Below are 17,502 nucleotides of genomic sequence, written 5' to 3' on the forward strand. Positions count from 1 at the left end.
GCCCTCCGTGCGGCGCCCGCCCCGTGTCCGTACCGCTTCCGCGCGATGCCCGCCCCGTGTCCGTACGCCACTCGGTGGCCCCGCCGTCACTCATGGGCACTCGAACATCCGCCCGTCACGGGATAGCCTCCGGCCATGGTGAATGCGCAGGCCGGCGGGGAGTGGTACCCGCCCGAGTGGCCGGAGCGGATCCGCGCGCTGGCGGACGGCGGCCTCACGCCGGTCGTGCCGAGGCGCGCGGCCACCGTCATGCTGCTCAAGGACACCGGTGACGGGCCCGCCGTGCACATGCTGCGCCGGCGTACGTCCATGGCGTTCGCGGGCGGCGCGTACGCCTATCCCGGCGGTGGCGTCGACCCGCGGGACGACGACCGGCACGTCCGCTGGGCGGGCCCCACGCGCGCGTGGTGGGCGGACCGGCTCGGTGTCGACGAAGCGGGGGCCCAGGCGATCGTCTGCGCGGCCGTGCGGGAGACGTACGAGGAGGCCGGCGTCCTGCTCGCCGGGACCGCACCCGACACCGTGGTCGGTGACACGACCGGCGACGACTGGGAGGCGGACCGTGCCGCACTCGTCGCGCGGGAGACGTCCTTCGCGGAGTTCCTGGACCGCCGCGGACTGGTCCTGCGCTCGGACCTGCTCGGCGCGTGGACGCGCTGGATCACCCCCGAGTTCGAGCCCCGCCGCTACGACACCTGGTTCTTCGTCGCCGCGCTCCCCGAGGGCCAGCGCACCCGCAACGCCTCCACGGAGGCCGACCGCACGGTGTGGATCACACCCCGCGCGGCGGCCGAGGGGTACGACCGGGGCGAGCTGCTGATGATGCCCCCGACCATCGCGACACTGCGCGGGCTCACGGCGTACGGAACGGCCGTGGAGGTGCTCGACGCGGCGCCCGCGCGGGACCTCACGCCGGTGCTGGCCACCGCGCGCCTGGTGGAGGGCGAGATCGTGCTCTCCTGGCCGGGGCACGACGAGTTCACCAAGCACATCCCGACCGGGGGAGCCCCCGCATGACGGACGCGAGCACCCTTCCGGGCCGGCCGCGGGGCGGCGTCCTCTCCGGCCCCGCCACCGCGCGTGCCGTCAACGTGCTGGCCCCCAACCCCTCTCCGATGACCCTGGACGGCACCAACACCTGGATCCTGTCGGAACCGGACTCCGACCTCGCCGTCGTGGTCGACCCCGGCCCGCTGGACGACGGGCACCTGCGGCACGTCGTCGACACCGCCGAGCAGGCCGGAAAGCGCGTCGCCCTCACCCTGCTGACGCACGGTCACCCCGACCACGCCGAGGGCGCCGCCCGCTTCGCCGGGCTGACCGGCACGAAGGTGCGGGCACTGGACCCGGCGCTGCGACTCGGCGACGAGGGACTGGCCGCCGGGGACGTCATCACCGTCGGGGGCCTGGAGCTGAGGGTCGTACCGGCCCCCGGTCACACGGCCGACTCCCTGTGCTTCCACCTCCCGGCCGACCGGGCGGTCCTCACGGGTGACACCGTCCTGGGGCGCGGTACGACCGTCGTGGCCCACCCCGACGGCCGTCTCGGCGACTACCTGGACACGCTGCGCCGGCTCAGGTCGCTCACGGTCGGCGACGGCGTCCACACGGTGCTGCCCGGCCACGGGCCCGTCCTGGAGGACGCCCAGGGCGCCGTCGAGTTCTACCTCGCCCACCGTGCCCACCGCCTCGCCCAGGTCGAGACGGCCGTCGAGGACGGCCACCGCACCCCGTCCGAGGTCGTCGCCCACGTCTACGCCGACGTCGACCGCTCCCTGTGGCCGGCCGCGGAACTCTCGGTCCGCGCCCAGCTGGAGTACCTGCGGGAACACGGCATCATCTAGCCCGCGGACACGGCGAGGCCCCGCTTCCCACGGGAAGCGGGGCCTCGCCGTCGGGTCCAGGAGTCAGCGGGAGCGCTTCGCGAGGCGCTCGACGTCCAGGAGGATCACCGCGCGGGCCTCCAGGCGGAGCCAGCCGCGCTGGGCGAAGTCCGCCAGGGCCTTGTTGACCGTCTCGCGGGACGCACCGACCAGCTGGGCCAGCTCCTCCTGCGTGAGGTCGTGCACGACGTGGATGCCCTCCTCGGACTGCACGCCGAAGCGGCGGGAGAGGTCCAGCAGGGCGCGCGCGACACGGCCCGGGACGTCCGAGAAGACCAGGTCCGACATGGCGTCGTTGGTCTTGCGCAGCCGGCGCGCGACGGCCCGCAGCAGTGCCGTGGCCACCTCGGGGCGGGCGCTCAGCCAGGGCGTCAGGTCGCCGTGGCCCAGGGCGAGCAGCTTGACCTCGGTGAGCGCCGTGGCGGTCGCGGTGCGCGGACCGGGGTCGAACAGCGACAGCTCACCGATCAGCTCGCTCGGACCGACCACCGCGAGCATGTTCTCGCGGCCGTCGGGGGACGTGCGGTGCAGCTTGACCTTGCCCTCGGTGACCACGTACAGGCGGTCGCCGGGGTCGCCCTCGTGGAACAGGGAGTCGCCCCGTGCGAGGGTCACCTCACTCATGGAGGCGCGAAGCTCGGCGGCCTGCTCGTCGTCGAGCGCCGCGAAGAGCGGATTCCGCCGCAGAACGTCGTCCACGAGTTCTCTCCTTGTCGACCTGCTCAGGGGAGCTTGTTCCCCCACGTACCAGGGGACCGTGGTTCCCATTTTGCCGGACGGTCCAAACAGTGTGATCTGTCACAAGGATGCCGTACGGGCCGGTCGGGGTAAGCGGCAGGGGTCCGATTGGACGCCGATCTTCGGGGTCCGGGGCGGATGTCGGTGCCGGGCCGTAGGCTGGCCGGGTGTCCAATTCGCCGGTGAGAGCACAGGCCTAGGGAGCTGCGGGAGTGGGTGTACGTCGTGATTCCGCTGTGGGCGAACAGGGCTCCGATGGCGGTAGGGAGACGGCGAAAGCGACAAAGAGGGCGCCGTTGAAGAGGGAACCGACGACCCGCGCGAGCGGGACGGCCGAGGCGACCGGGGAGACGGACGCGCCGGTGAGGAAGACGGTGGCGAAGAAGGCGACCACGGCGAAGAAGGCGACCGCGGCGAAGAAGGCGACCGCGGCGAAGGAGACGGCCGGGGCGAAGAAGGCGACCGCGGCGAAGGAGACGGCCGGGGCGAAGAAGGCGACCGCGGCGAAGGAGACGGCCGGGGCGAAGAAGGCGACCGTCGCCAAGAAGGCGCCCGCCGCGAAGAAGCCGCTCGTCGCCCCCGGGAAGGCGACCGCCGCCGTGCAGGCCGCCCCGGCGAGGACCGTCGTCAAGCCGACCGGGAAGAAGTCGCGCACCGCGCTGGTCCGCCGCGCGCGCCGGATCAACCGCGAGCTCGCCGAGGTGTTCCCGTACGCCCACCCGGAGCTGGACTTCGAGAACCCCTTCCAGCTCGTCGTCGCCACCGTGCTGTCGGCCCAGACCACCGACCTGCGCGTCAACCAGACGACCCCCGCCCTCTTCGCGAAGTACCCCACCCCCGAGGACCTGGCCGCCGCCGACCCCGAGGAGGTGGAGGAGATCCTGCGCCCCACCGGCTTCTTCCGGGCCAAGACCAAGTCGGTCATAGGCCTGTCGAAGGTGCTCGCGGAGGACTTCGGCGGTGAGGTGCCCGGCCGGCTGGAGGACCTGGTCAGACTGCCCGGAGTCGGCCGCAAGACCGCCTTCGTGGTGCTCGGTAACGCGTTCGGCCGCCCGGGGATCACCGTGGACACCCACTTCCAGCGCCTGGTGCGCCGCTGGCGCTGGACCGAGGCGACCGACCCCGACAAGATCGAGGCGGCCGTCGGCGCGCTCTTCCCCAAGAGCGACTGGACCGACCTGTCCCACCACGTCATCTGGCACGGCCGCCGCATCTGCCACGCCCGCAAGCCCGCCTGCGGCGCCTGCCCCATCGCACCGCTCTGCCCGGCGTACGGCGAGGGCGAGACGGACCCGGAGAAGGCGAAGAAGCTGCTGAAGTACGAGAAGGGCGGCCTCCCGGGCCAGCGGCTGAAGCCCCCGCAGGCCTACCTGGACGCCGGCGGCAGGCCGGCGCCGCCGCTGGGGGCCGGATGACGGGGCCGTGCACGCGACGGCCGGCGGAACGATCTCGGGGCCGCCGGGCGTTGGACCCGTGGGACGCGGCCGGACGACGGGGGTGGCGATGACGCGGACGAGTGGTGCCCAGGGCGGCCCGGTGACGCTCAGCAGGGAAGGGCTGCCCTCCTGGCTGGACCCGGTGGCCCACGCGGCGGAGACGGTAAGGCCGACCCAGCTGAGCCGCTTCCTGCCCCCGGAGAACGGCACGGGACGCCAGTCCGCCGTCCTCATCCTCTTCGGCGACGGCGAGCGCGGCCCGGAGCTGCTGCTCATGGAGCGCGCCGGCTCACTGCGCTCGCACGCCGGACAGCCGTCCTTCCCCGGCGGCGCCCTCGACCCCGAGGACGGCGACCCGCAGGGCGACGGCCCGCTGCGGGCCGCCCTGCGCGAGGCCGAGGAGGAGACCGGGCTCGACCCGGCCGGCGTCCAGCTCTTCGGCGTGCTGCCGAAGCTCTACATCCCGGTCAGCGGCTTCGTCGTCACACCCGTGCTCGGCTGGTGGCGCGTCCCCAGCCCGGTGGGGGTCGTCGACCCGAACGAGACCGCGCGGGTGTTCACCGTCCCGGTGGCGGATCTCACCCACCCGGACAACCGTGCGACCACGGTCCACCCCAGCGGCTACCAGGGTCCGGCGTTCCTGGTCGAATCGGCTCTCGTATGGGGCTTCACCGCCGGGGTCATCGACCGGTTGCTGCACTTCGCGGGGTGGGAGCGGCCCTGGGACCGGGACAGGCGGGTCCCGCTGGACTGGCGGTCATGACAGGGTGGGCGCCGTGCTGGGTCGGACGAGGCGAGGCGTGAAGCGGTGAACGTGCTGGACATCCTGTTGCTTCTCGCCGCCGTGTGGTTCGCGGTCGTCGGCTACCGCCAGGGTTTCGTCGTCGGCATCCTGTCGGTGATCGGCTTCCTGGGCGGCGGTCTCGCCGCCGTCTACACGCTGCCCGTCATCTGGGACGCCCTGACGGACGACTCCGAGGTCAGTACGACGGCCGCCGTCGTCGCGGTCGTCGTCGTCATAGTCTGCGCCTCCGTCGGCCAGGCCCTGACCACCCACCTCGGCAACAAACTGCGCCGCTACATCACCTGGTCCCCGGCCCGGGCGCTGGACGCGACGGGCGGCGCCCTGGTCAACGTCGTCGCGATGCTCCTGGTCGCCTGGCTGATCGGCTCGGCCCTCGCCGGTACGACGCTGCCGACGCTCGGCAAGGAGGTCCGCGGCTCCAAGGTGCTGCTCGGGGTCTCCCGGGCGCTGCCCGGCGAGGCCGACACCTGGTTCGCCGACTTCTCCTCCGTCCTCGCGCAGAACGGCTTCCCGCAGGTCTTCAGCCCCTTCGCCAGCGAGCCGATCACCGACGTAGAGCCCCCGGACCCGGCCCTGGCGAGCAGTCCCGTCGCCCTGCGCGCGCAGCGCTCCATCGTCAAGGTGATGGGCACCGCCGCGAGCTGCGGCAAGGTCCTGGAGGGCACCGGCTTCGTCTTCGCCGAGCGCCGCGTCATGACCAACGCGCATGTCGTGGGCGGCGTCGACGAGCCGACCGTGCAGATAGGCGGCGAGGGCAGGAAGTATGACGCGACGGTCGTCCTCTACGACTGGAGGCGCGACATCGCCGTCCTCGACGTACCCGATCTGAAGGCGCCCGCGCTGCGGTTCGCCGGCAAGGACGCGAGCAGCGGCGACGGGGCGATCGTCGCCGGCTTCCCCGAGAACGGGGCGTACGACGTCCGCGCCGCGCGCCTGCGCGGCCGCATCACGGCCAACGGCGCCGACATCTACCACCGCGGCACGGTCCGCCGTGACGTGTACTCCCTGTACGCGACGGTCCGTCAGGGCAACTCCGGAGGCCCGCTGCTCACCCCCGAGGGGGAGGTCTACGGCGTGGTCTTCGCGAAGTCGCTCGACGACGCCGAGACGGGTTACGCGCTCACCGTGGACGAGATCCGGAAGGACATCGCCGCGGGCCGCACCGCGAACCAGCAGGTGGACAGCGACAGTTGCGCGCTGTGAGGTGAGAGAGGGGGGTCAGCCGCGAGGGTGGCGCAGGCGGACGGAGACCCAACGCGCCCTGCGGCGGAGGATGCGCGGGATTCCCACCCTGAGGTCCGTACCTGCCATCTGTGGTGCACCGCCTCGCTGGTGGGAACCCACACCGCCCGCCGTGCGGCGGTCGCGGCTTGCGTCACTGTAGTCGTGCGTCCAGCCCATACCCGGACGTCTGCCCCCGCCCCAAGGTCGATAACCGCCTCGCGCGCCCTCAATTGGCCTATGCGCCGGGCAATTGGCCGACCGTCAGACAGACGCTCGATCCGGTCACCGATCGGGTTCGGGATCCTTCAGCCAATTGATCAGTTCGGTGGAGAAGGTGACCGGATCCTCCTCGTGCGGGAAGTGCCCCAGTCCGTCGAACAGCCGCCAGCGGTACGGCGCTTCGACGTACTCCCCGGACCCCGCGGCACTGCGTGTGCGGACCACCGGGTCCAGCGAGCCGTGCAGGTGCAGCGTCGGCACCCGCACCGGGCGCTTCATCCTGCGGTTGAACTGGATGCCGTCCGGGCGGGCCAGGGAGCGGACCATCCAGCGGTACGGTTCGATCGAGCAGTGCGCCGTGGACGGGATGCACATCGCCCGCCGGTAGTTCTCCAGCGTCTCCTCGTCGGGCGGGTGCGGCCCGGACCAGTTCCGGATGAGCTCGGCCACCAGCGCTCCGTCGTCCGCGGTGAGCCGGCGCTCCGGGATCCATGGCCGCTGGAATCCCCAGATGTGGGACAGGGCGGCGGACTGCCTGGCGTCGGAGACCAGCGCCGAGCGCCAGCGCCGCGGATGCGGCATGGAGGCGACCGCGAGCCGCCGTACGAGCTTGGGGCGCATCGCCGCGGCCGTCCAGGCCAGATACCCGCCCAGGTCGTGCCCGACCAGCGCGGCGTCCGGCTCGCCGAGGGAGCGGATCACCCCGGTGATGTCCAGCGCGAGGTTGGCCGGGTCGTAGCCGCGCGGTGTGCGGTCGCTGCCGCCGACGCCCCGCAGGTCCATGGCGACGGCCCGGAAACCGGCGTCGGCGAGCGCCGTCAGCTGGTGCCGCCAGGTCCACCAGAACTGCGGGAAGCCGTGCAGCAGCAGCACCAGGGGGCCGTCGCCCAGCTCCGCGATGTGGAAGCGGGCGCCGTTGGCGGCGACGTCCCGGTGCGTCAGTCCGGTGCCTCCCGGGATGCCGAGGCGTACGACCGAAGCGGGCTGCGCCGGAGGGGTGGCGGGATCCGTCATGAAGACGAGCGTGCCACAGCCTCGATGGCCTGGGGGACCCGGTCCTCGGGCAGTTCGGGGCGCGGGTGCGGCTTGGCCTTCTGCAGCACGCCCGCCGTCTCCTTCATGGAGGCGGCGACCTTCTGCGGGCCCCGGCCCTTCTTCGCCTTCTTCGCGAAGACGACGCCGATCAGCGCGAGGAACAGCGCGATCAGCACGTTCGCCGCGAAGGAGAGCAGGAAGCAGACCGCGAGGTTCCAGCCGCTCCAGGTGCGGATGCCGTAGGCGAGCGCGAAGTTCAGCATCGGCAGGGAGAACACGAGCAGCACACCGGCCGCCATGAACGCGCCGCCGCTGGTCGCGCCCCGCTTGACGTCCTGCTTGAGCTGCGCCTTCGCCAGCGCGATCTCGTCGTGCACCAGCGCCGACATGTCGGCCGTCGCCGAGGCGAACAGCTGGCCGATGCTGCGTTCGGCGCCGACCGGGCTGCCGTCGGGTGCGCTCATCGCGGTCTCCCTTTCCTGCGTACGCTGTGTGTCCGCGCGTACGGTTCAGTCTTTTGTACCGTCTCGTCAGATCATGCCGGACCGTCGTGCTCCTCGCCTGCCCCGCCCTTCACTTCGGCAAGCGCGTCCCGCTCGGCGGCCTTCTCCCGGGCGAGCCGCCGGTGCTCGGCGGCCTTCCGTTCGTGGATCTCCGCCATGCGCAGGTGGTACGCCGGGTCGTCCTGTTCGTAGACGTCCGGGACGCCGCTGAGGTCCTCGTCGCGCTCCTCTTCCTCGGTCAGCCTGCGGTACTTGGCGTTCCGTATCTTCAGCAGCACGGTCGCGACGGCGGTGGCGATCAGCGAGCCGGTGAGGACGGCCGCCTTGACGCTGTCGGTCATCGCCGCGTCGTCCTCGAAGGCGAGTTCCCCGATGAGCAGTGAGACGGTGAAGCCGATCCCGGCGAGGGTCGCCACCGCGAACACGTCCGCCCAGGCGAGGTCGTCGCTGAGCGACGCCCTGGTGAAGCGTGCCGTCAGCCACGTGCCGCCGAAGATGCCGAGCGTCTTGCCGACGACGAGTCCGAGCACCACGCCGAGCGTCTCGGGCTGGGTGAACACGTCGGCGAGGGCGCCGCCGGAGATCGCCACGCCTGCGCTGAACAGGGCGAACAGCGGCACCGCGAGGCCTGCCGAGAGCGGCCGGACGAGGTGCTCGATGTGCTCGCCGGGGGAGTGCTCCTCGCCCTCGTGGCGGTGGCAGCGCAGCATCAGGCCCATGGCGACACCGGCGATGGTGGCGTGGATGCCGCTGTTGTACATCAGCGCCCATACGACCAGTGCGAGCGGTACGTACACGTACCAGCCGCGTACGCCCTTGCGCAGCAGCAGCCAGAAGACGGCCAGGCCGGCGACGGCGCCGCCGAGCGCCGCGAAGTTCAGGCCGTCGGTGAAGAAGACCGCGATGATCAGGATGGCGAACAGGTCGTCGACGACGGCGAGGGTGAGCAGGAAGGCCCGCAGCGCGCTGGGCAGGGAGGTGCCGATGACGGCGAGCACGGCGAGCGCGAAGGCGATGTCGGTGGCGGTGGGCACGGCCCAGCCGGCCAGGGAGCCGCCGCCCGCGCCGCTGGTGAGCGTGTAGACCAGCGCCGGTACGGCCATGCCGCACAGGGCGGCGACGACGGGGAGCGCGGCGGCCTTGGGGTCGCGCAGATCACCGGCGACGAGTTCGCGTTTGAGTTCGATCCCCGCGACGAAGAAGAAGACCGCGAGCAGTCCGTCGGCGGCCCAGTGCGCGACGGACAGGTTCAGCCCGAGGGCCTCGGGGCCGAAGTGGAAGTGGCTGACGCTCTCGTAGCTGCTGTGCAGGCCGGGTACGTTCGCCCAGATCAGCGCGGCGACGGCGGCGAGGAGGAGCAGGACGCCGCCGACCGTCTCGGTGCGCAGCGCGTCCGCGACGTACGACCGCTCGGGCAGGGAGAGACGGCCGAAGGCCTTACGGGGGCCGGGGCTCGGGGTGCGGGGCGCGGTCACGGGGAGTTCCTCTGGTCGGCGGGCAGCACGAATCGTGTGCCGACCAGACTTCCCGGCGCCCCATGAGACAGCTTTTTGTTTAGTTTAGCTAACGTGCTCCCGGGGTGCATCAGGAGCGCCCGGCGGCACCCGGGGCACTCCTGCCCCGGGTGCCGCCGTCCTGACCGCTCAGTCCTCGCTGGGCGCCGCCGGGAGCTTGGCCTGGATGAGGTCCATGACCGTGCTGTCGGTCAGCGTGGTGACGTCGCCGAGCTGGCGGTTCTCCGCGACGTCCCGCAGCAGGCGGCGCATGATCTTGCCGGAGCGGGTCTTCGGCAGCTCGGCCACCGGCAGAATCCGCTTGGGCTTGGCGATCGGACCGAGCGTGGCGCCCACGTGACCTCGCAGCTCACCGGCGAGGTCCTCGCTCTCCGCCGCCGTGCCGCGCAGGATCACGAAGGCGACGATCGCCTGGCCGGTCGTCTCGTCCGCCGCGCCGACCACGGCCGCCTCGGCGACCGACGGGTGCGAGACGAGCGCGGACTCGACCTCCGTGGTGGAGATGTTGTGCCCGGACACCAGCATGACGTCGTCGACCCGGCCGAGCAGCCAGATGTCGCCGTCGTCGTCCTTCTTGGCGCCGTCACCGGCGAAGTACTTGCCCTCGAAGCGCGACCAGTACGTGTCGATGAACCGCTGGTCGTCGCCCCAGATGGTGCGCAGCATCGACGGCCACGGCTCGGTGAGGACCAGGTAGCCACCGCCGCCGTTCGGTACCTCGTTCGCCTCGTCGTCGACGACGGTCGCGGCGATGCCGGGCAGCGGGGTCTGGGCGGAGCCCGGCTTGGCGTCGGTCACACCCGGCAGCGGCGAGATCATGATGCCGCCGGTCTCGGTCTGCCACCAGGTGTCCACCACCGGGGCGCGGTCCGCGCCGATGTTCTTGCGGTACCAGATCCAGGCCTCGGGGTTGATCGGCTCGCCCACCGAGCCCAGCACCCGCAGGCTGCTGAGGTCGAACTTGGCGGGGATGTCGTCGCCCCACTTCATGAACGTGCGGATCGCGGTGGGCGCCGTGTAGAGGATCGTCACGCCGTACTTCTGCACGATCTCCCAGAAGCGGCCCTGGTGCGGGGTGTCCGGCGTGCCCTCGTACATCACCTGGGTGGCGCCGTTGGCGAGCGGGCCGTAGACGATGTAGGAGTGCCCGGTGACCCAGCCGACGTCGGCCGTGCACCAGTACACGTCGGTCTCCGGCTTGAGGTCGAAGACGGCCCAGTGCGTGTACGCCGTCTGGGTCAGGTAGCCGCCGGAGGTGTGCAGGATGCCCTTCGGCTTACCCGTCGTGCCGGAGGTGTAGAGGATGAACAGCGGGTGCTCGGCCCCGAACGCCTGGGGGGTGTGCTCGGCGCTCTGCCGCTCCACCAGGTCGTGCCACCACACGTCCCGGCCCTCGGTGAAGGCGACGTCCTGGCCGGTGCGGCGGACGACGAGGACGTGCTCGACGCTGCCGGCCTTGGCGACCGCCTCGTCCACGGCCGGCTTGAGCGCGGAGGGCTTGCCGCGCCGGTAGCCGCCGTCGGCCGTGATGACGACGCGCGCGTCGGCGTCCTGGATACGGGTGGCGAGCGCGTCCGCCGAGAAGCCGCCGAAGACGACGGAGTGCGCGGCGCCGATGCGGGCGCAGGCCAGCATCGCGACCGCGGTCTCCGGGATCATCGGCATGTAGACGGCGACCCGGTCGCCGGCCTGGACGCCCAGCTCCAGCAGGGCGTTGGCGGCCTTGGAGACCTCGTCCTTGAGCTGGGCGTAGGTGATGGCGCGGCTGTCGCCCGGCTCGCCCTCGAAGTGGATGGCGACCCGGTCGCCGTGCCCGGCCTCCACGTGCCGGTCCACGCAGTTGTAGGCGACGTTGAGCTCGCCGTCCTGGAACCACTTGGCGAACGGCGGGTTCGACCAGTCCAGGGTCTCGGTGGGCTCGGTGGTCCAGGTCAGCCGGCGGGCCTGCTCGGCCCAGAAGCCGAGCCTGTCAGCCTTGGCCTGTTCATACGCCTCCGCGGTGACGTTGGCGTTCGCGGCCAGGTCGGCGGGGGGCGTGAAGCGACGCTCCTCCTTCAGAAGGTTGGCCAGGCTTTCATTGCTCACGGCATCTGCCTTTCCCAGGGTGTCCGTTGTGTCCCAGGCCACAGCTCATCAGACCCGGGGGTGCGCTGACAAGGGCCGACGGGAAATTGGTTTAGACCTGTCGGGTGGAGTGGCGTGGTGTGCGACACCTCTTCCCACGGGGCCCGGCGTAAGCCGGTTCAAGGTGTGTAACGCCTCTCACACCCGGGCAGGTCGTCTCACATCGCCAGGTCCGCGGACCGGACCCGGTCGAACACCTTCTCCTCGTCCCGCTCGGTGAGGAGGTACGCCTGGGCCTCACCCACGTGGAAGTACATGCCGTGCAGTTCCAGGGCCCCGTCCTTCATGGCCCGGGCCACCGATTCATGGGCGCGCAGATGCTCCAGTTGCTGCACCACGTTCGTCAGGCAGAGCTGCTCGACCGCGTCGGTGGGGGTCCGCCCGGCCAGCCGTGACGGGGGCAGGCTGCCGTCCCCCATGCGCAGCAGGCTCGGCCGGCCGTGCCGCAGCCAGCGTCTCAGCGGGGTGCGGGAGCCGTCCGGCTCGGTGTCGAGCAGTGCCTGCATGGCACCGCACCCCGAGTGTCCGCACACCGTGATCGACCGGACCGCCAGCACCTCCACGGCGTACTCGATGGCGGCCGCCACCGAGTCGTCGCCGCTCTCCGCGCCGGGTGGCGGCACGAGGTTGCCGACATTGCGCACCACGAACAGGTCCCCCGGACCGCTGGCCGTGATCATCGAGGTGACCACCCGGGAGTCGGCACAGGTCAGGAAAAGCTGTCCGGGCCGCTGTCCTTCGCGCGCCAGCCGGGCCAGCTCACCGCGCACCAGGGGAGCGGTGTTGCGCTGGAACACGCTGATGCCGCGTCTCAGTTCGTGGCCGCCGGTTCCAGCCGGCTCCGGTTTTCCTGTGGCGGCTCCGTCTGCTCCCTCCGTTCCGCCGGTCCCGCCCGGCCGTGGGCCGTCGTCCGGCAGGGGGCGTGGGCGTTCGCACTGGTGGTTGCGCCAGGCCGTCCAGGGTCGGCAGCGGCAGTCGGCGTCGGACGCGCCGGCCTCCTCACCCCCGTCGGGCGGGTGCCCGGAGACGAGGGCGGCGGGTTCGGCGATCCGGACCCCGGCGCGCCGGCCGGTGATCTCGACGGTGCCGCCCCGCGCGGTGTGTGTGCTCTGCCAGTCCTGCAGGGCCTCGTACGCCGCGTGGTCCATGAAGGAGCCGTCCAACGCCACGACCACGTCGGCCCCTTGGGGGACGAGGTGCAGGACCCGGCTGAGCCGTGGCACCGCGAGGAACGTCAACTGGCCTCGTACGTGTACGTGATGGACTCCTTCCTCCTCCTCGTGGGTGATCCGGGTGCGGGTGAGCCGGTGCAGGGCCACGCCGACGGCGACGGCGATGCCCAGTGCCACGCCCTCCAGGACACCGAGGGACACGACGCCGAGAGTGGTCACGGCGTAGACCAGGACTTCGCGGTGGCGGGTCACCGTGCGGATGTGGTGCAGGGACACCATCTGGATGCCGACGGCCATCACCAGGGCGGCGAGCGAGGCGAGCGGGATGAGCTCCAGGAGCGGGATCATCAGCAGCGCGGCGATCACTACGAGAACGCCGTGCAGCATCGTGGAGTTCCGGCTCACGGCACCCGCTTTGACGTTCGCGGAACTGCGAACCGCCACTCCGGCCACCGGGAGCCCGCCGAGCGAGCCGGAGACGATGTTGGCCGCGCCCTGACCGAGCAGTTCACGGTCCAGGTCGGAGCGCCCGACCTGGCCGGGGCCGGGGCGGCCGGACACCAGCTTGTCCACGGCCACGGCGCCGAGCAGCGACTGCACGCTGCACACCAGCGTCGTGGTGAGCACGGCGGTGGCGAGGCCGGGCACGGGCCCCTCGGGGAGCCCGGCCAGGGCGTGGTTGCTCCAGGACGGCAGGTCCACCTTGGGCAGGACGAGGCCGGCCGCGGCGGCGACCGCGGTGGCTCCGGCGACGGCGACGAGCGCTGCCGGAACCGTGCGGAGAACACGTCCGGGACGGCCCGGGAGCCGGGGCCAGAGCAGCAGCAGGGCCAGGGTCAGCAGGCTCACCGACAGGGCCGCGGGGTGCAGGTTCGCCAACTGGGAGGGAAGGGCGAGGAGGTTGTCGGGGACGGAGCTCTGCGGGGTGCCGCCGAGGACGATGTGGAGCTGGGCGACGGCGATGGTGACGCCGATGCCGGCGAGCATGCCGTGCACGATCGCGGGGCTCACGGCGAGCGCGCCGCGTGCCACGCGCAGGCAGCCGAGGCCGAGCTGGGAGATTCCGGCGAGGACGGTGATGGCGCAGGTCGTCCGCCAGCCGTAGTGCTGGATGAGGTCGGCGGTGACGACGGTGAGTCCGGCGGCGGGACCGCTCACCTGGAGCGGGGAGCCGCCGATCCGCCCGGCGACGATCCCGCCCACGGCGGCGGCGACCAGGCCGGCCTGGAGCGGTGCGCCGGTGGCGAGGGCGATGCCGAGGGACAGCGGGAGGGCGATCAGGAAGACCGTGACCGAGGCCGACAGGTCGGCTCCCGCGACACGCGGGCGCGGGGAGCCGGTCGGTGGCGGGCTGTGGGGCGGGTGGGCGCGCTCGGTCCGATCCGAGTCGGCGGCGCGGGCGGGAACGCAGGCTGACATGGTTTCCCTTCTCCCGTATATCAACAATCCGTAAACGGATCGTAATTGAGAGTAAAGGATTGGCATAGACTTACCGGGCAAATGGATGAATCAATCACTCTGGCGAGTGATGTGGGTATTTCATCGGCTTGTCGTATTAATTCCTTCTTCCTTCCATGCGACTTTGACGGCGCTGTCGGCGTGTACCGGCACAGCACCAGACGAAGCCCTCATCGAGCTCGGCCCGAGAGAAGGAAGAAGGTGGGCGGATGGCCGCCACCCACAAAATCGCCACGGGCACCGTGATCGCCGCGGTCTGCGTCGCCTCGCTCGCCGGCTGCGGAACCGGCACCGACGGCGTCGGCGAGCAGGCACGCGACCAGGAGAAGGCCAAGCCGGCTCCGGCACCGAAGAACGTCGTCCGGCTGATCGGCGACGGCTCCACCGCGTACACCGGGGCCCAGCCGCACCTGCCCCGGCCCGAGCGGCTGGAGCAAGGCGAGAAGCCCCCGCAGTTCGTGGTCTTCTCCTGGGACGGCGCGGGCGAGGACGGCCAGAAGCTCTTCTCGCACTTCCGCGAGGTCGCCAAGGAGAACGACGCGACCATGACGTACTTCCTGAGCGGCGTGTACCTGCTGCCGGAGGAGAAACGCGATCTGTACCGTCCGCCGCAGCACTCCCCGGGCCGCTCCGACATCGGCTTCAACGACCAGGAGGGCATCGCCGATACCGTGAAGCAGCTGCGCCTCGCGTGGCTCGAGGGCAACGAGATCGGCACCCACTTCAACGGACACTTCTGCGGCAGTGACGGTGGGGTCGGCGAGTGGTCGGTGGCGGAGTGGAAGGACGAGATCGCCCAGGCCAAGCGCTTCGTGAAGACCTGGAAGACCAACACCGGCATGAAGAACTCGGCCCCGCTGCCCTTCGACTACGACAAGGAGCTGATCGGCGCCCGCACCCCCTGCCTGGAGGGGCGGAGGAACTTCATGAAGGCCGCCCGTGACCTGGGCTTCCGCTACGACACCAGCGGGGTCAACAACCAGGTGTGGCCGAAGAAGAAGCAGGGCCTGTGGGATCTGTCGATGCAGCTCGTGCCCTTCCCCGGGCACTCCTTCGAGCAGCTCACCATGGACTACAACTTCATGGTCAACCAGTCCGGCACCACCACCCAGGGCGACCCTGCCAAACACGAGATGTGGGGCGACCAGATGCGGGACGGCCTCCTCCAGGGCTTCGAGCGGGCCTACAAGGGCAACAGGGCACCCCTGATCATCGGCAACCACTTCGAGTCCTGGAACGGCGGCACCTACATGCGGGCCGTCGAGGAGGTCGTCGAGGAGGTGTGCACCAAGTCCGACGTGCGCTGTGTCTCCTTCCGGCAGTTGGCGGACTGGCTGGACGCCCAGGACCCGGGGGTCCTGGCGAAACTGCGCACGCTGGACGTCGGTGAGGCGCCGAAGAAGGGCTGGAAGTCCTTCCTGTCCGGCGATTCCGCACCGGCCCCCAAGGGGGTGCCCGGATCTCCGGCCGGGAAGCGGTGAGCGTCAGGCGGACGCCGTGACGTTCTCGCCGAGCACGAAACCGGGGTCGATCTGGGCCGCCAGGTCGGCCCCGGTGCGCTCGTCGCCCCATGCCCGGGCGTTCTTCAGATGGAAGTGCGCCATCTGACGGGTGTAGCGCTCGGGGTCGCGCGACTCGTACGTCGCGTCGGCGGCCGAGTGCAGCAGGCGCAGCGCGTGCCGGTTGGGCTCCTCCAGGAGGTCGAACCGAGGGGGCCGCCCCTTCTCCATGGCCCGGACCCAGTCCGAGTGTCCCACCGTCACCAGCAGGTCCTCCCCGGCCTCCGCACGGAGGAAGTCGAGGTCGTCCGGGCCCTGCACCTTGTTGCCGACGACCTTCAGGGTGACGCCGAAGTCACGGGCGTACTCCTTGTACTGGCGGTAGACGGAGACCCCCTTCCGGGTCGGCTCGGCCACGAGGAACGTGATGTCGAAGCGGGTGAACATGCCGGAGGCGAAGGAGTCCGAGCCGGCCGTCATGTCGACCACGACGTACTCGCCGGGGCCGTCCACCAGGTGGTTCAGACACAGCTCCACCGCTCCGGTCTTGGAGTGGTAGCAGGCGACCCCCAGGTCGGCGTCGGTGAAGGGGCCGGTGACCATCAAACGGACGGCCCCGCCGTCGAGTTCCACCGGACGCGCGCAGGCGTCGTAGACCGGATTGTCCTCGCACACCCGCAGCAGCCGGGAGCCCTCACCGGGCGGAGTGGTCTTGATCATCGTTTCGGCGGACGTGATGCGCGGGTTGGTGCCGCGCAGATAGTCCTTGATCAGCGGCAGGTGCTCGCCCAGTGCGGGCAGCGCGGCCGCCTCCGCCTCGTCCAGACCCAGCGCGGCCCCGAGGTGCTGGTTGATGTCGGCGTCCACCGCGACGGTCGGGGCGCCGACGGCCGCGAGATGACGGATGAACAGGGAGGACAGGGTCGTCTTCCCGCTGCCGCCCTTCCCGACGAAAGCAATTTTCATGTTCACCAAGCGTAATGGATTGGTGGCTGTGTGTGGCGACCGGGCGTGAAGAAGACCACTCCTTCGTGGGGCGGGCGCCGGAGGTGCGTAGTGTCGTACTCATGAGTACGACAGGTGCGACCGCCGACCCGCTCGCCGCCCTGGGCTCCCTGCCCGGAGTGGCCGACTCCGTGGAGTCCGTGCGCAAGGCCGTGGACCGGGTCTACGGGCACAGGGTCATGCGGCGGCGCAGCAACGAGATCACCTCCGAGGCGGCGTTGCGCGGCGCCCGTGGCTCGGCGGCGCTGTCGGGCGCGGACTGGGCCCTGGAGGAGGTGCGCCGGCGCAGCGACTTCAGCGGCGACGACGGTGCCCGCACGATGGGCGCGGCACTGCGGCTGACCGCCGAGGCGGGGCAGTTGCTGTCCATCTGGCGGCAGTCACCCCTGCGGGTCCTGGCCCGGCTGCACCTGGTCGCGGCGGCCGACAAGGCCGAGCGGGTCGGACGCCCCCGGCAAGAAGGCGAACCGGTCGACGAGCCCCTGATCGGGCTCGGTCTGCCGAGCGCGGCGGAGGCGCACGGCCGGCTGGACGGGCTGTCCGAGCTGATCATCGCGGGCGGTTCCGCCCCGGCGCCGGTGACGGCCGCCGTCGTGCACGGCGAACTTCTCGCGCTGCGCCCCTTCACCTCCCACAACGGCCTGGTCGCGCGTACGGCCGAACGCATCGTTCTGGTCGGCAGCGGTCTCGACCCCAAGTCGGTCTGCCCGGCCGAGGCCGGGCACGCCGAGCTGGGGCGGGAGGCCTACATCAGGGCGCTGGAGGGGTATGTCTCCGGTACCCCCGAGGGTGTGGCGGCCTGGATCGCCCATTGCGGGCGCGCGGTCGAACTGGGGGCGCGCGAGTCGACGGCCGTGTGCGAGGCGCTCCAGCGCGGGGCTGCGTAA

The 17,502-nt window shown here is 71.4% G+C and carries 15 protein-coding genes; 7 read left to right on the forward strand and 8 right to left on the reverse strand.

From position 1 onward, the window contains the following. Positions 1-135 precede the first annotated feature (135 nt). Positions 136-1,017 (forward strand): NUDIX hydrolase, encoded by an 882-nt coding sequence (locus IH50_RS0118895; protein WP_030863236.1) that lies wholly within the window; start codon positions 136-138, stop codon positions 1,015-1,017. Beyond that, positions 1,014-1,844, forward strand: a complete 831-nt coding sequence (locus IH50_RS0118900; protein ID WP_030863239.1) for an MBL fold metallo-hydrolase — start codon at positions 1,014-1,016, stop codon at positions 1,842-1,844. The genes IH50_RS0118895 and IH50_RS0118900 overlap by 4 nt, the downstream gene beginning before the upstream one ends. Before the next feature lie 63 nt (positions 1,845-1,907). Here the strand turns inward: IH50_RS0118900 and IH50_RS0118905 are convergent, their stop codons facing one another. Beyond that, complete coding sequence (locus tag IH50_RS0118905) at positions 1,908-2,582, reverse strand: Crp/Fnr family transcriptional regulator (protein ID WP_030863242.1); 675 nt, start codon at positions 2,580-2,582, stop codon at positions 1,908-1,910. A gap of 413 nt (positions 2,583-2,995) precedes the next feature. Here IH50_RS0118905 and nth point away from each other — a divergent pair, with 413 nt between their 5' ends. From nth to IH50_RS0118920, 3 genes are all read left to right on the forward strand, one after another. Next, entirely contained in the window at positions 2,996-4,036 is a 1,041-nt protein-coding gene (gene nth / locus IH50_RS0118910) for an endonuclease III (protein WP_420709075.1), read from the forward strand. Positions 4,037-4,124: 88 nt separating this feature from the next. Continuing rightward, the gene (locus IH50_RS0118915; RefSeq protein WP_030863249.1) at positions 4,125-4,820 is read left to right on the forward strand and encodes an NUDIX hydrolase; all 696 of its coding nucleotides are present in this window, start codon (positions 4,125-4,127) and stop codon (positions 4,818-4,820) included. Between the two features lie 45 nt (positions 4,821-4,865). Next, complete coding sequence (locus IH50_RS0118920) at positions 4,866-6,065, forward strand: MarP family serine protease (protein ID WP_030863252.1); 1,200 nt, start codon at positions 4,866-4,868, stop codon at positions 6,063-6,065. Positions 6,066-6,080: 15 nt separating this feature from the next. Here the strand turns inward: IH50_RS0118920 and IH50_RS42655 are convergent, their stop codons facing one another. The 6 genes from IH50_RS42655 to IH50_RS0118945 all read right to left on the reverse strand — a co-directional run bounded on the left by IH50_RS42655 (position 6,081) and on the right by IH50_RS0118945 (position 14,072). Continuing rightward, the gene (locus tag IH50_RS42655) at positions 6,081-6,263 is read right to left on the reverse strand and encodes a hypothetical protein (RefSeq protein ID WP_078914022.1); all 183 of its coding nucleotides are present in this window, start codon (positions 6,261-6,263) and stop codon (positions 6,081-6,083) included. A gap of 105 nt (positions 6,264-6,368) precedes the next feature. Next, positions 6,369-7,319, reverse strand: coding sequence for an alpha/beta fold hydrolase (locus IH50_RS0118925; RefSeq protein WP_030863255.1), 951 nt, complete (start codon positions 7,317-7,319; stop codon positions 6,369-6,371). Then, positions 7,316-7,804, reverse strand: a complete 489-nt coding sequence (locus IH50_RS0118930; protein WP_030863259.1) for a phage holin family protein — start codon at positions 7,802-7,804, stop codon at positions 7,316-7,318. Before IH50_RS0118930 ends, IH50_RS0118925 begins: the two co-directional genes overlap by 4 nt. 71 nt (positions 7,805-7,875) lie before the next feature. Then, complete coding sequence (gene nhaA / locus IH50_RS0118935) at positions 7,876-9,318, reverse strand: Na+/H+ antiporter NhaA (protein ID WP_030863261.1); 1,443 nt, start codon at positions 9,316-9,318, stop codon at positions 7,876-7,878. A gap of 168 nt (positions 9,319-9,486) precedes the next feature. Continuing rightward, positions 9,487-11,442 carry an acetate--CoA ligase gene (acs, locus tag IH50_RS0118940; protein ID WP_030863263.1) on the reverse strand — a complete coding sequence of 652 codons (1,956 nt, stop codon included), beginning with the start codon at positions 11,440-11,442 and terminating at the stop codon, positions 9,487-9,489. Between the two features lie 197 nt (positions 11,443-11,639). Then, complete coding sequence (locus tag IH50_RS0118945) at positions 11,640-14,072, reverse strand: bifunctional SulP family inorganic anion transporter/carbonic anhydrase (RefSeq protein WP_030863266.1); 2,433 nt, start codon at positions 14,070-14,072, stop codon at positions 11,640-11,642. 248 nt (positions 14,073-14,320) lie between these two features. On the opposite strand from IH50_RS0118945, the gene IH50_RS0118950 reads away from it, so the two are divergent. Further along, on the forward strand, positions 14,321-15,592 hold the full coding sequence (locus IH50_RS0118950; protein WP_030863268.1) for a hypothetical protein: 1,272 nt from the start codon (positions 14,321-14,323) through the stop codon (positions 15,590-15,592). A gap of 3 nt (positions 15,593-15,595) precedes the next feature. Here IH50_RS0118950 and IH50_RS0118955 read toward each other — a convergent pair whose 3' ends face one another. After that, positions 15,596-16,576 carry an ATP-binding protein gene (locus IH50_RS0118955; RefSeq protein WP_030863271.1) on the reverse strand — a complete coding sequence of 327 codons (981 nt, stop codon included), beginning with the start codon at positions 16,574-16,576 and terminating at the stop codon, positions 15,596-15,598. Between the two features lie 101 nt (positions 16,577-16,677). Between IH50_RS0118955 and IH50_RS0118960 the strand changes: the two genes are divergently transcribed. After that, entirely contained in the window at positions 16,678-17,502 is an 825-nt protein-coding gene (locus IH50_RS0118960; protein ID WP_030863274.1) for a hypothetical protein, read from the forward strand.

The organism is Streptomyces sp. NRRL S-37 (genome assembly GCF_000721605.1).
Lineage (GTDB): Bacteria > Actinomycetota > Actinomycetes > Streptomycetales > Streptomycetaceae > Streptomyces.